General features: G+C 57.6%; 16 protein-coding genes and 3 pseudogenes. 9 read left to right on the top strand and 10 right to left on the bottom strand.

The window, feature by feature from the left end; genetic code table 11:
* Window positions 1-291, top strand: a 291-nt coding sequence (locus tag BT264_RS35530) for an Hpt domain-containing protein (RefSeq protein WP_177319001.1), incomplete at its 5' end; no start/stop codon positions are given.
* 214 nt (window positions 292-505) lie between these two features.
* Here the strand turns inward: BT264_RS35530 and BT264_RS38835 are convergent.
* Complete coding sequence (locus BT264_RS38835) at window positions 506-913, bottom strand: hypothetical protein (RefSeq protein ID WP_143155820.1); 408 nt, start codon at window positions 911-913, stop codon at window positions 506-508.
* A gap of 287 nt (window positions 914-1,200) precedes the next feature.
* Here BT264_RS38835 and BT264_RS35525 point away from each other — a divergent pair, with 287 nt between their 5' ends.
* The 5 genes from BT264_RS35525 to BT264_RS35505 all read left to right on the top strand — a co-directional run bounded on the left by BT264_RS35525 (window position 1,201) and on the right by BT264_RS35505 (window position 6,170).
* Complete coding sequence (locus BT264_RS35525) at window positions 1,201-1,455, top strand: Hpt domain-containing protein (protein WP_072445272.1); 255 nt, start codon at window positions 1,201-1,203, stop codon at window positions 1,453-1,455.
* Window positions 1,456-1,698: 243 nt separating this feature from the next.
* Window positions 1,699-3,237, top strand: a complete 1,539-nt coding sequence (locus BT264_RS35520; RefSeq protein WP_072445271.1) for a catalase — start codon at window positions 1,699-1,701, stop codon at window positions 3,235-3,237.
* A 109-nt stretch (window positions 3,238-3,346) separates the two neighbouring features.
* Window positions 3,347-3,895, top strand: coding sequence for an ankyrin repeat domain-containing protein (locus BT264_RS35515; RefSeq protein WP_072445270.1), 549 nt, complete (start codon window positions 3,347-3,349; stop codon window positions 3,893-3,895).
* 286 nt (window positions 3,896-4,181) lie between these two features.
* The gene (locus BT264_RS35510) at window positions 4,182-4,922 is read left to right on the top strand and encodes a response regulator transcription factor (RefSeq protein ID WP_177318448.1); all 741 of its coding nucleotides are present in this window, start codon (window positions 4,182-4,184) and stop codon (window positions 4,920-4,922) included.
* A gap of 537 nt (window positions 4,923-5,459) precedes the next feature.
* Window positions 5,460-6,170, top strand: a complete 711-nt coding sequence (locus BT264_RS35505; RefSeq protein WP_072445277.1) for an outer membrane protein — start codon at window positions 5,460-5,462, stop codon at window positions 6,168-6,170.
* Window positions 6,171-6,312: 142 nt separating this feature from the next.
* Here BT264_RS35505 and BT264_RS35500 read toward each other — a convergent pair.
* Window positions 6,313-6,521 (bottom strand): annotated as a pseudogene (locus tag BT264_RS35500) (IS256 family transposase); the annotation flags it as partial.
* 62 nt (window positions 6,522-6,583) lie between these two features.
* Here BT264_RS35500 and BT264_RS38830 point away from each other — a divergent pair.
* Window positions 6,584-6,865 carry a hypothetical protein gene (locus BT264_RS38830; RefSeq protein WP_143155819.1) on the top strand — a complete coding sequence of 94 codons (282 nt, stop codon included), beginning with the start codon at window positions 6,584-6,586 and terminating at the stop codon, window positions 6,863-6,865.
* A 78-nt stretch (window positions 6,866-6,943) separates the two neighbouring features.
* Here the strand turns inward: BT264_RS38830 and BT264_RS35495 are convergent, their stop codons facing one another.
* The 6 genes from BT264_RS35495 to BT264_RS38825 form a co-directional block, all read right to left on the bottom strand.
* Window positions 6,944-7,552, bottom strand: a complete 609-nt coding sequence (locus BT264_RS35495) for a GNAT family N-acetyltransferase (RefSeq protein WP_072445268.1) — start codon at window positions 7,550-7,552, stop codon at window positions 6,944-6,946.
* Window positions 7,553-7,669: 117 nt separating this feature from the next.
* Entirely contained in the window at window positions 7,670-8,125 is a 456-nt protein-coding gene (locus BT264_RS35490) for a CesT family type III secretion system chaperone (RefSeq protein WP_072445267.1), read from the bottom strand.
* Window positions 8,126-8,212: 87 nt separating this feature from the next.
* Complete coding sequence (locus tag BT264_RS35485) at window positions 8,213-8,455, bottom strand: hypothetical protein (protein WP_072445266.1); 243 nt, start codon at window positions 8,453-8,455, stop codon at window positions 8,213-8,215.
* Window positions 8,456-8,535: 80 nt separating this feature from the next.
* Entirely contained in the window at window positions 8,536-8,721 is a 186-nt protein-coding gene (locus BT264_RS35480; protein ID WP_072445265.1) for a hypothetical protein, read from the bottom strand.
* Window positions 8,722-8,859: 138 nt separating this feature from the next.
* Complete coding sequence (locus BT264_RS35475) at window positions 8,860-9,108, bottom strand: hypothetical protein (protein WP_072445264.1); 249 nt, start codon at window positions 9,106-9,108, stop codon at window positions 8,860-8,862.
* 20 nt (window positions 9,109-9,128) lie between these two features.
* Complete coding sequence (locus tag BT264_RS38825) at window positions 9,129-10,082, bottom strand: FHA domain-containing protein (RefSeq protein ID WP_143155818.1); 954 nt, start codon at window positions 10,080-10,082, stop codon at window positions 9,129-9,131.
* A gap of 294 nt (window positions 10,083-10,376) precedes the next feature.
* Between BT264_RS38825 and BT264_RS37645 the strand changes: the two are divergent.
* Window positions 10,377-10,578, top strand: a pseudogene (locus tag BT264_RS37645) (IS5/IS1182 family transposase); the annotation flags it as partial.
* A gap of 242 nt (window positions 10,579-10,820) precedes the next feature.
* Window positions 10,821-11,787, top strand: a pseudogene (locus BT264_RS38820) (IS630 family transposase).
* A 46-nt stretch (window positions 11,788-11,833) separates the two neighbouring features.
* Here the strand turns inward: BT264_RS38820 and BT264_RS35445 are convergent.
* Window positions 11,834-12,700, bottom strand: coding sequence for a hypothetical protein (locus BT264_RS35445; protein WP_143155817.1), 867 nt, complete (start codon window positions 12,698-12,700; stop codon window positions 11,834-11,836).
* Complete coding sequence (gene sctS, locus BT264_RS35440; protein ID WP_072445261.1) at window positions 12,697-12,960, bottom strand: type III secretion system export apparatus subunit SctS; 264 nt, start codon at window positions 12,958-12,960, stop codon at window positions 12,697-12,699. Before sctS ends, BT264_RS35445 begins: the two co-directional genes overlap by 4 nt.
* Between the last annotated feature and the right edge of the window lies 1 nt (window position 12,961).

Here is a 12,961-nt window from a genome sequence, read left to right as displayed (position 1 = left end):
CTGGATGCGGATCACCACGGCATCCTCCTGCGCAGCTCGGTCGCGTCGCTGGAAACGATTCGCGCGACGGTGGCGGGCGGCGATGTCGCGGTGGCGTTGGCTTGCCTTCATTCGCTGAAAGGGGCATTCGCGATGATTGACGAGGCCGAGGTGATGGCGGCCTGCGTGCGTCTCGAGGAGCGGGGCGCGCGGGGCGATGTGGCCGAGATTGATCAAGCGCTCGACGAGCTGGCTGCGCTGATCGATGCCGCGCTGAGTCGGCGCGTGCCGCGCGCGGTGGCGCCGTGTTGAGCGTGATCCTGGCTTGCTATCGCAACGTCGGGGCCAACGAATGACGATAAACGAGACATCATGCATGGACCTGCCGCACCTCGAGGTACGCGGATTAAGCTTGACGTGGGCTACACCGCGGCTCAGCGCCGCATTGAGGGGGCAGGTCAAGCTGACGTTCCACGTCTGACTGAACGATGGGTTGGTCGTGGAACGAATCCTGTCGCAACGAGTGCTATTTGTCGTTGAATTTTTTATTTGAATAGGATTTTTGGTTGTCGAGGTGATGGATCTTCCCATCCGGATTTGTTCCAAAGGCGATGTTATTGGATTTTACGTTGTTTTTCCTGCCGCTTGCATCGTAATTAACCAAATTAATAGGATTGCTGTAAGAAAACAAGTGGTTCTTGTTTTCTTGTTTCGTGATGGAGTTCGATGCTCCGGTATCTTTGAACGATTTATAGTCGCGTGCGAGCTGAGTCGCGCCACCCCTGGACATCAGGGTGCTTCCCAGTGCCGTATTGTCTTGTTGCATCCGGTGCCGGGAGGTGCCAGGGCGATCCCCGCCCTGGATGTGCTTTTCAATGAAAGGATCCGTATAGGTGTTCTGAAATCCTCGGTTCGTCGGGTTGTCAATCGGCATGTGAATCCTGTAATTGGATGGAAGATTGATTGAGTCGAGATACATTGAAAATGTATTGCTCTTTTGGGGAGTTTTCTCAAAAACAGTCCGACGTATTCTGCGGAAAGGCGAAGATATCGAGGAAGACGAGTATTTCGATGGTTGTTGTCATTGCTGGCGCTGAGAAGTGGCGCCGGGAATTCGGACAGAAGGATAAGTGGAAGAGCGGGTCTCGGAGTCGGGGATGATTCCGGCAAAGGAAGCCAGAAGGTGACGAAAAGAAGCATCGGCTCAAGGCACTCGGCTACGTGGTCGCGTCGCTGGAAACGATTCGCGCGACGGTGGCGGGCGGTGATGTCGCGGTGGCGTTGGCTTGCCTTCATGCGCTGAAAGGGGCATTCGCGATAATTGACGAGGCCGAGGTGATGGCGGCCTGCGTGCGTCTCGAGGAGCGGGGCGCGCGGGGTGACGTGGCCGAGATTGATCAAGCGCTCGACGAATTGGCTGCGCTGATCGATGCCGCGCTGAGTCGGCGCGCGCCGCGCGCGGTGGCGCCGTGTTGAGCGTGATCCTGGCGCGCCGCCGCGAGGCCGGCGCAACGAACGACGATGAATTAGTACGTGTCTCAATGCTTCTGCGTGGGCGTCTGATTGCCCACGGGGACTTGTGCCATTAGTCTCGAAATACAGACTCCAGTGCATTGGGGAGGGTGGTTTCCACTGATACGCAATGGTGTTGAAACATGGACTGATGCGATCGAATACGATTCAGATCAATTAATCGCTTTTTATAATTAAGGAGTTTGTATGAAAATTTCGAGCCAAGAATTCAAGGCTGGACGACCGTTGATTGCACTGGCGGCGATGGTCGTGCTGTCGCAATCGGTTGTTGCGTCGACGCTCACCCGTGACAACGGCGCGCCGGTCGGCGACAACCAGAATTCCCAGACCGCGGGCCCCAATGGCCCGACCCTTCTGCAGGACGTGCAACTGCTGCAGAAATTGCAGCGTTTCGACCGGGAACGGATTCCCGAGCGCGTGGTTCATGCACGCGGCACCGGTGCGCGTGGCGAATTCACGGCGCTCGCAGATATTTCGAGCCTGACGATGGCGAAGGTTTTCACGCCGGGGCAAAAGACGCCGGTGTTCGTGCGCTTCTCGACGGTGGTCAACGGTGCGTATTCCCCGGAAACCGATCGCGATCCACGCGGCTTCGCAACCAAGTTCTATACCGCGGACGGCAACTGGGATCTGGTCGGCAACAATTTTCCGACCTTCTTCATCCGTGATGCGATCAAGTTCCCCGACATGGTCCATTCGGCCAAGCCCGACCCGTCGACGAACCTGCCGAACGACGCGCGCCGGTTCGATTTCTTCTCGCACGTGCCGGAATCGACCCGCACGTTGACGCTGCTTTATTCGAATCAGGGCACGCCCGCCAGCTATCGCATGATGGACGGAAACGGCGTGCATGCGTACAAGTTGGTCAATGCGAAAGGCGACGTGCGCTATGTGAAGTTTCATTGGAAATCGTTGCAGGGTATCAAGAACCTCGATCCGAAGCAGGTTCAGGAGATGCAGGGGCGAGACTACAACTACCTGAGCCGTGACTTGATCGAGGCCATCAACAAGGGCGACTTCCCGAAGTGGGATCTTTACATCCAGGTGCTGGAACCCGAACAGCTCGCGAAGTTCGATTTCGACCCGCTGGACGCGACGAAAATCTGGCCGGACGTTCCCGAGCGAAAAATCGGGCAGATGGTGCTCAACAAGAACCCGGAAAACATCTTCCAGGAAACGGAGCAGGTGGCCATGGCGCCGGCGAATCTGGTGCCGGGCATCGAGCCTTCCGAGGATCGGCTGCTGCAAGGCCGCTTGTTCGCCTATGCCGATACGCAAATGTACCGCGTCGGCGCGAACGGCCTGCAGTTGCCGGTGAACAAGCCGCGCGTGGCGGTCAATAACGTCAACCAGGACGGCGCGATGAACGCCGGTCATGCATCGGGCAGCGTGAACTATCAGCCGAGCCGCCTGCAGATGCGTGCCGAGCAACCGTCCGCGCGCAGCGTGCAAACGCCGCTGAAAGGCACGACGCAACAGGCGAAGATCCGGTCCGAACAAAACTTCAAGCAGGCAGGCGAACTGTTTCGCTCGTTCAGCAAGAAAGACCAGGCGGACCTGATCAACACGCTTGGCGGCGAACTCGCGAAGACCGACGACGAAAGCCGGCACATCCTCCTGTCGTACTTCTACAAGGCCGATGCCGACTACGGAACCGGGTTGACGAAAGTCGCGAACGGCGATCTGAAGCGCGTGCAGGCGCTGGCCGCGAAGTTGAGCGACTGACGGCGTGCGGCGCTCCCGCGTTGATTGAAGCCCGGCAGCCAGCGCATCGGCACGATCTGATGTCGATGCGCTGGCTGCTCGGGGCGGGGCGTGTTTTGACAGGTGATACATGCGAAAAATAGTCCTTCCGCTTCTGATGTACCTGGTATTGGCTCATGCATTTGCTGCGGAAGCGACCAGGGAAGGCTCGCCAGAAAGTCCCGAAATGGTCCGGGCGAAGCTAAAAAAATACTTTCTGGATGCGGCCCGGCAAGGCAATCAGCCAGTCCTGAACGATTTCATTGCCGCGCGCTACGATCTGAATGTCCATGATGAAAACGGATATACCGGTTTGATACTGGCCGCCTACAATGGACACCGGCAAGCGGTGGAGCAACTGCTGGCGGCGGGCGCCGATCCTTGCCTTCAGGACAAGCGCGGGAACACGGCGCTGATGGGGGCGATATTCAAAGGGGAATTTACGATCGCCGGCCGTTTGATGACGACTCGATGCCATCCGGACCAGCGTAATCACGCGGGCCAGACCGCCGCCATGTATGCCGCGCTTTTCAAGCGGGATCATCTGCTGGATGCCCTTGCCGAGAAAGGTGCCGATATGCATGCACAGGATACGGCGGGTAATACGCCGGAAAGCCTGCGGCAAGGCGTGCCGAGGTAGTGCGCGGCCGGCGTGAAGCCGCGAGGATTTTCCGCGGGTCACGCATTGTGCACGGGTGTCGTCGACTCGTGACGCGGGAACATTTACCTGCCTTCGCTTCCGGGTTCGGAAATTGATCTGACATACCTGGGGGATACCACCGTCGTCATTCATTTTCAGGCGCCGTGAAAATCCACGAACCTCGTCATTCCATTGATGTGACGTGATTGGAATATCGAGCGTTGTCGGTAGTGGGGAGGAGTGCGTCTGCTGAAAACAAGTGGATTTAATCATAATGATCGCCGTAATGACGAGCAGCACCTATTTGTTTGATCTGATTTTCGAATGCTTCGAGGCAGATGGAATATCCTGTGTGCGATTCGATGATGAGCTAAGAGTCGCAAGATCCATGGAGGCCGCCGAGAACTCGGTCGTTCTCGTGGACGTCCTGGGGAATATGGAAAGCAAGCGGTCGCGCTGCATCTATCTGACCTCACGGCTGGGTTCGAAAACTCCCGTCGTTCTATTGAATGTGCAACCCGATCGAGCCAGCATCATCGATGCGTTTGATGTGGGCGCCAATGATGTGGTGCTTGCTCCCGCTTCCATCGGCGAAATCCACGCCAGAACACTGATCGCGCTGCGAGGCGGGCGTTCGATTTCCGAGAGGATCAGGCAAGGTTCGATATCGATAGGCTCCTATACCATCGATAGAAGATCTCAAAGAGCGATAGTCGACGGCAATCATATCAGGCTGACCGCAAAAGAACTGGAGATTGTCTGGTTGCTGTTCTTGTATAAAAACGAGGAAATCAGCCGAGAGCGGATTGCCATGACCATTTGGGGTGTATCGGAAGACGTCGTGGCGCGGTCGATCGAGCAGTATATTTATCGATTGCGAATCAAGCTCGATCTGAATGGCAAGTTTGGGGTATCTCTTCTAACGGTATATGCTCGCGGGTATCGGATTGCCGAGGTTGAAATGATCAAGCGGAAGCCCAATGGATATGATGATCATGTTGAAACCCCGAGTCTGATTCCGGGATGATTGTTTTCTTGGTGGCGTGCTGCATCAAAGTGAAATATCCATTGTGTCCGATCCTATAAATATAAATCAACGTCCACGCGAATATAGCCGAAACTCCTGCTGTCCGGGAGGCGCAGTTTCTTGCATTGAATAATCGCGGCGTATACCTTGTCTGTCGCTTGGGCGTCGCGAGCGTCAACCGGTGCGAAGTGTTTCATCCAGCTCGTGCACGAAAGTTGAGGCGAACTTCAATGTAGCTGCTTGCCTCGGTGTCCAGACGCGTGGAGCCGATCTAGCATCGAAAAATGCGAATTAATTGACTGGTTTGGTGTTTTTTTATTTGACGTGCCGCGATCTCGCGTCGCGTGAGCGCTCATGCTGAGCGATCGGGGTGCTGAGACAACAAAATAATATGGCTGGTTGGTACTGGTCAGATTGAATTACAGAATTTTACTCGTTAGAATCGGCTTTCGTTTCAAAGGAAAGTTATTGATTGGTCCTTCGTGGGATCGATCATATTTGTTGAATAGAACTGCTAACGTAATGGGGTATTTTGAAATGGTGAAGTTTGAGAGATTCTCTGATGTTTTCGTCGCAGCCGTCCTTGCTAGCGTATCAGGTTTGTGCATCGCCCAATCGAATTCTCAATCTGTATCCAGCGGTAACAACAATTATGGCGCCGTCCGCCTGCTCGGCGCCACGGCGCACATGAACAATGCCGAGCTTACGAGCCCGCGCGCCATGCAGCGCATCGATGGCCCCGATAGCTCGACTCGCCTGAATGGCTCGATCGCGCTCGGTCGCGAGTTTTCCGGCGGCTGGCGCTTCGAGACGGAATACACGCTGCCGCGCCGCAGCGAGTTTGTCACGTACTGGGCGCCGTTCGGTGGGAATGCCAACCAGATGGACGTTTCTGCGCAACGCTTGATGTTCAATGGCTATAAGGATTTTCATCTGACCTCGGGACTTTCGGCCTACGGTTCGCTGGGCCTCGGGATCGCGCGTGTCGGTGTCAAGGGCTGGCAGGGCGATCGCACGCGTGAATTCGAACAACGCTCCCAGAACAATCTGGCGTACTCGTTGGGTGCAGGCGTGAACTACCGGATCAACAAGCGGTTCACGATGGAGGCCGGCTATCGCTTTGTCGATTCGGGCAAAGTGGAATCGGGTTTCAATACGTTCGCGAACCGGACCAATACGCGCGACGAGCAATTGAAAGGGAACCTGATCTCCAGTGAGTTTTTCATGGGTGTTCGCGGCGCATTCTGATGTCGGTGTGACGCTCTTGCCTTGTCGATGGCCGCGAGTACTGCGGCCATTTCAATTTCCATTTTCGATATTCACGAGGCTTGCGACCTTCGTAAAAATTGATTGAGGGTGTCAGAATTTCCGTTTCAAGACGGGGTGAGAATCACACGAAAGGTCGAACGAATCGATCCTCATAGAAAGATCGCGAACTGGTTCAAGACTGCTTTCCAATCGTGAGCGGACCGCCCATGACCGGCAGTGATGTTACGCAACGCAAGCCAGATGGAGCTTCGTCGCTGCCGCATCTGCCGGGAAGCAGCCGCGGGTTTTGGTGATCTTGCGCAGCTGCGAGTTGCCGTTTTCAACCGCGTGTTCCTGCCTCGATACCATGTACAGCAAGAAGTTCGATTACTTTTTTGTGTCCGGCGAAAAGTATGTCAGAGAAGCTGGTACCGAGAAGGCAATACACGAAGGAATTCAAGATGGGTGCGATCCGGTTGGCCGAAAATGCCGGTCAGCATGAGGCCGCTCTCTGGCGGGGCATGCCGGTGACCACGTTGGGGAACCGGGGCTGCGATCATCGCAGTGGCAACACGGACACGGAAACAGGGCCGACTTCTATGAGCAGTGAGTTGTCAGGCCGCCGTCCGGTCGACGGTCTGAAACGTACTGGATCTTCGCAGTGGAAAAATTGCTGGATGAAATTTCTGAAGTGAATCCGTGAATCTGTTGTCGAACAAAGCGGCTCGACGGGCGTGACGAGGACGTTGGCGTACGCGTATCCGGCACCGGAATCAATCGCTGGGCGGGCTGACCGGGCCGGAATTTGGCACCGTGAGCGGCGACGCTGCGCGTGTCATTGCGTAGAGGTAACTGTCTCCTGCGAGTACGCCGATGTTCGGTCGAGCCTCGTGGCTCTTCACTGTGCCTTCCAGTTCGAACCCCAGCCGCTCCATCATCGTGTGACTCCGGCCATCGACGGAGCAATGGGCGAAGACCCGATAGATACCAGGCTGGTTGATCAGCCATTGCGTGAGCTTCCGGAGCGCGAGGATGCCGGAGCGTCGCCGCCGGGTCGCGCCACGCCGGCAGACGACGTAGCCCAGCTCGATGCGTGGCGGTTCGATGCGCAATTCGATGAGCGCGGTGATACGGCGGGTTTGCTTGCATTCCAGTGCCCAGTGAACGTAGGTTCCAGCTTCCCTGCCGGCTCGCGACAACGCAATGAAGTTGCGCGTTTCTTCGATATGGGTATGCACCCGCCACGCAAGGTCGCGCATGGTGTCGAAATCGCTGAAGATGCTGTCGAACAGTTCCTCGGCGTCCCGGAACTCGAGCGGGCGCAGCAGGAGCGTGTCTGTCTCGATCAGCCTGGGCGGCTTGAACGGGGTGACTGACGTCATGATGTCTGATAGCTTCTTTGTCTAGAAAATTTCACGTGTCGAATCGTGGCGCCCAGCTTTGCGAGGGACGGGTGCGCATTGAATGTGCACCACAGTGGCAACGCCGCGAGCGATATGTCACGCCCTTAGCCAGAGGTGATCACCGGTCAGGATTCCCTTGAACATTTCGTCGCTGGATTCGATGATGTTTTGCCGCCAATATCGTCCGTGCTCCGCATAGTGGGACAGCAGGCTCGCGAGCACAGCGCCATTGAGCTCACGGGTCATCGGCACGCGCACGATCAGGATGATGCTGCCCGTGTCGATATCGATACCGAGCTGGGCCTGATCCTGTGCGTAGATGATCAGGTTCGCTTCAAGCATCAGGCGGAAGATGGTCAGCGTGCGGCCGGCCGTGACGGTGCCGAAGCAGAAATTCAAGTAGATCGCATCGGTATCTGTATCGAAGTGATCGAAAAGTACGTCGAAGCCCTCGACCTCGATGGCCCTCGTTTGCAAGACATGACTCGAGTCGCCAAGCCCGACGGTCGAGCAAAGATCGTGGATGAGGGTACTGAAGGCGTCTGGGTTCAACGATGTTTGATGATGGAACGGGTTCGGGGGCTATGGCCAGCAACGCTTGCGCGAAGTGGCCATAGATTTCAACGTGACATTACCTCGTTAGAACGCACCCTTGAGCGAGCTCGAAAAGTTGGAGCCGAACGCCTGGATGATTTTGTCGAAATTTTTGTCCAGGCTCTCCGACATCGTCTTCATCTGGTCCGTGCTTGCCTTGTTTTGACAGCCTTGCATCTTCTGCATCTTGTCCAACGCCTGACCGAGAACCTGGCCTGCCAGTTGGCTGACGACACCGATGGCCGGGCCGACGACACTGATGGCCGCTCCTGCTGCAGCTACTCCCATAACATCTCCTTTGGATAACTGATGATTGAAAGACGTCGTCAATTGACGATTTCGCTCCTGCCAACGGCAGGTTTCATGGATTACATCCGGCCAGAGGCTTCCTTGATGCCTGACGCGGCGGTCTTCATGAACGAAGTAAAGGCGCCCGTCTTCGATTGTTGCGCGTTCATTGTTGCAGTTTCCATTTGCATTGCCATGGACTCCTGATGAATCTGCTTCATTTGTGCGAGCTGTGCTGCGCTTTCGGGGCTGCTGCCTACTGCCATATAACCTCCGGTGAGAGAGATGAACCATCACTGCCGGCCCATGCGGCACCACGCCTGATGGATCCGGTCAGCTCGTTGTCCGGCATGCCGAAAATGAAGCACGCCGGTTGTCTGAATCGAACGATCCAGACATGTTGGTCAGGCACGCGCTGTCGAGCCGGTTTCCAGCAGGGACTGCACGATGCGCTTTGCCGCCAGGAAGCCGTGGTGGAGGCTGGCGAGACGCTGGCGATCCAGATCGGTTTCGGCTGTTGCAATCAGACACTCATGCGCTGCTGCGTCGAGCGCGTCGCACAGGCGATCGTCGTGATTCGACCCCATAGCGCGGTCGAGATACCCTTGCAAGTCATTGAGTTCCGCTGCTACGGTTTCGAGTTGTTCGTACATGTGAACTCCGGATGAACGGGTTAGCTGCCAGAGACGTAGATCTGCTTGACCCCGTCCGGCGACTGCGTATATTTCACGGCGCTTGCGGAAATCAATTGAGCAATCGGTTGATGCACTTCCGGCGGTGGAATTTCGGTCGCACTGACGACGATGTCTTTTACGTTGGCAGTCAGATCGTCGCGCACGCGCGCCACGGCGGCATCGAGCGTCTTCAGGCTTGCGACGGTTCCGTCGACCTCGAAGATTCCGCCGCCGCGATAGGACACGTTGGCACCGGCGATGCCCAGCGCATCCCGGATGTTCTGGACGTCGTTCTCGGCGATGTTGTAGCGACGCCTGACAGGCGGGTTCCCGAGATCGGCGAGAACTTGGCGAACCCGCGCGTCTTCTGCATAGCCCGCCACCATGCCGGTGATCGAGATATCGTCGTCCACGCGCTCGACGGCAAGACCTTGCACGTTGACGCGCGCTACCGCGCTTCGGATGTGTGCGACGAAATCCACCGGGGAGGATGCTTTGGCCGGCTGTGACGGCAACAATGACAAGGCAGTCAGCAGGGCCGCACAACAGGTCGTGACACCAGCGATCGCGGGCCACCTTCGATGACGCGGACGCTCGGATGGACGATTTTCCGCTGTCGGCTTGGCAAACAGCATCGAGAGCAAGGTCAGATCGCTTGGCCAGTCGACGTGTGCCGGCCCGACACAGATCACGATATCGCCGAACTGCACCGGAACGAAGTCAGCGAGCGTTTCGGGCTCGCTGGTGTCGACAACCGACTCGTTGCTTTCAACGTCCGGGCTTCTTCGTATCTGAACCACGCCGTCATTGGCAACGGTGAGCTCGATAGCGGAACCCGTCCAGTCCGTTATCCGGATATCGTCATCACGCGCCGATCCGATCGTGATCGAGCCGGGTGACAGGTCCAGTTGGGCACCGGAATGAAATCCGGTGATGACGCGAAGTGATTTCATGGTGTTTGCAGTGATTGAAAGATTGACACATCTGGCAACACACATCGAACGCCGCCTCTTTCATACACTGTAGTCAAGCGGTGGTATTTGTGTTCGATGTGGTGCGCCGTTTATTGAAGGAATGCGAAGTAACTGGCATGGCGGACGCGGGAAGGAGGCGCGACACGATCAATGATCACGTCGGCAGCGGATGTGCAGGGTGATCAGGGCCGTGTTGTGGGCTGAGCGGCAACGCTGCTCAGGAACGGCGTTCATTCGCATGCGTCGAGTGCTTGCCGGAGATCCGTTCGAGTCAGCCGCCAAGCATGGAAGAAGAGCAGCGGCTATCACCATCGTTCGCTTGCCCAGAACGCGATGTATCGGTTCAAGACACTCACCGGCCCCCTGCCTGCGGGCTCGACGCATCGGCTCGCAGGCCACTGAGGTTGCGATTCGTGTGGGGGTGCTCAACCGCATGACTGAGCTCGCACGCCCGCAGTCCGTCCGCATCGCCTGAGATCATGAACAAAGGCATCACTTCGTCCTTGTGCCTGATTTATGCAACAACGCGGTGGGAATCCATCGATACGTCGGGAGAGGATTCGGAACCTGATCGCCACTCATGAATTCAATCCATCCAGACGAAAGTTAAATGGAAACATGTTTATTATTTAGTTTTACTAAACCAATGACAACCGACTCTCTGCCGACGCGTTATACAGTCGTCACGCTGAATGGAGGTTCGGTTGATGGCCAAAAATGGACAAAGCTACGCGCAAGCGGATGCTGGCTGGTCGCCGCGGGCAAAACGCTCGCCGAAGCAGCCAAAGCGGTCGGGGTCGCGCGGCAAACCGCATACACGTGGAAAGCCCGGCTCGACGAAGGCGGCATCGAGGCGCTTCGTGTGATGGCGACGGGGCGGCCGGCGCAATTGGATGCGACCCAGCGCGAAGGATTGCGCGTAGCGCTGTTGCAGGGCCCGCTGGCACACGGATTCGGGCCAGCTATGGACGCTCAAGCGCGTACGGGCGCTCATCGAGCGGCTGTACGGCGTTACCTTTAGCGAGGTGCATGTCTGGCGGCTGCTGAGCGCATTGGGGTTTAGCTCGCAAAAGCCCGAGCGTCGCGCCATCGAGCGCAACGGGGAGGCGGCACTGACTTGGAAGCGCAAGACTTGGCCCGCGCTCAAAAAAAGTGTGCCGCCGAGCGACGACTGGTCGTCTTCATTGATGAATCGGGTCTCTCGGAGCGCCCCACGCGGGTGCGTACGTGGTCGCCCAAGGACTGCACGCCGATCATTCAGTATCACTTCAACTGGAAGCACGTTTCGGCCGTCGCCGGCCTCACCCGGACCAACTTCCTGTTCCGGCTGTACGACGGCGCGATCAAAAGCGTGCAGTTCGTCGAATTCCTCGAAGCGCTGCGCGCGCAACTCAGGCGCAAGCTGATGATCGTGTGGGGCGGTGCAGCGCAGCACAAGAGCCGCGTCGTGCGCGAGTACCTCGACAGCACGGATGGCGCCGTGCAGATGGCACTGCTGCCCGGTTGCGCGCCGGAGCCGAATCCAGTCGAATACCTCTGGGCTTGGCTCAAGCGGCGCGCCTTGGCCAGCTTCTGCCCCAACAACTTGGCCGAACTGAAGCACACCGCTCGATGCAAGCTCAAGAGCGGCCAGAAGCGCAAATCGATCATCGCTGCTTGCTGGAAGCAAGCCGAGCTTTGGTGATGTCATGATTTACGTCATTCTCAATAGGATGGGGAAACTGTGTATTTCAAGACGCTGATGAATCAGGCACGCGCGATACGACGGCGCGACGCAGCGCGAGCAAGCGGACAATCGCATGCTCAAACTGGGTTGGTGTGGATGGCCGACAGGTATTCAACAACAACAGCCCGATCAGGGCGTTGAAATGCTGCGTGCCCTCGTGCGGCACCTGCCGGTTTCCGTCGGACGCGGCGGATGACGCACGCTCCGCGACGACACGGTGACATGCGTCGTGCAGTATCGACAGGGACACCACGGATGGGTAATCGGCGCGGCGGCGGGATGCGATCAGGTTGATCAGCCACGTGTAGACGTCGTGTCTGGCGGCGCGGTGCGGGTGTGCCGCGCATGAGTCGCGCAATTCGAGTAGCGTTCTGATCGTTGTTTCGAGCGTCGTCTCGCCGTTTCTGGCGGGGGGCGGGAGCGCTGTGCCGGCGTATGTCGCTTCGGAAAGTGCGAAAGCGGATGCGGGATGGCCGGGCGATTCGATGTCGGTATCCCGAGGGGCGTGAAACCGGTGGGATTGCCGCTGGCCGTCCCGGTGATCGTCGGCGTCGCCATCGGAGACGGGCGCCAAAACAAATGCATCGTGGCTATCGCCGATATCGGCCATCGCGTTGCCTGCATGCCCGGCTTCGTGATTCCGGCTTTTGCCCGAGGCCATTCGGTTTTTCGCCAATGCGGCTTTCAACTGCCGCGCACGGGTAGCGTTCATGAGCGCCCCATTGCGTGGTGCGTTCACATGGGCGAACGTCACGCGGCCCTGGTAAAGCACTGCGGAGCGCCCGGGATGGCTCGAGGCCGGTCGACGGTCATGGCTGGTCTTGCCGTCGGTTTCCGAAGGGCGTCGGTTCTGACTGTTTACGATTTTCAACTTGGCACCGCCATTTGCATGATTTCCGTGGCGAGACGCAGGATGGCCGCGGCCGAGGCGGGCGCCGTGACCATCACGGCAATCGTCGCCGCGATGAGTTTGACTGCGTGAGACAAGGTCTGGTCCTGTATCGACGTCACCGCCTGCAGAAAGGAGACGGCGAGGCCGGCCAGCGTGGCGGCCGCGACAATCGGCAGCGACACGTACATGCACAGAAGCATGCCGCGTGTCGTGTATCCAATGAGCGTATCCATGTCCATG

It is taken from the genome of Burkholderia sp. NFPP32 (assembly GCF_900119325.1).
Taxonomy (GTDB): domain Bacteria; phylum Pseudomonadota; class Gammaproteobacteria; order Burkholderiales; family Burkholderiaceae; genus Burkholderia; species Burkholderia pyrrocinia_C.
This window is presented reverse-complemented; position numbering and strand designations above follow the sequence as displayed.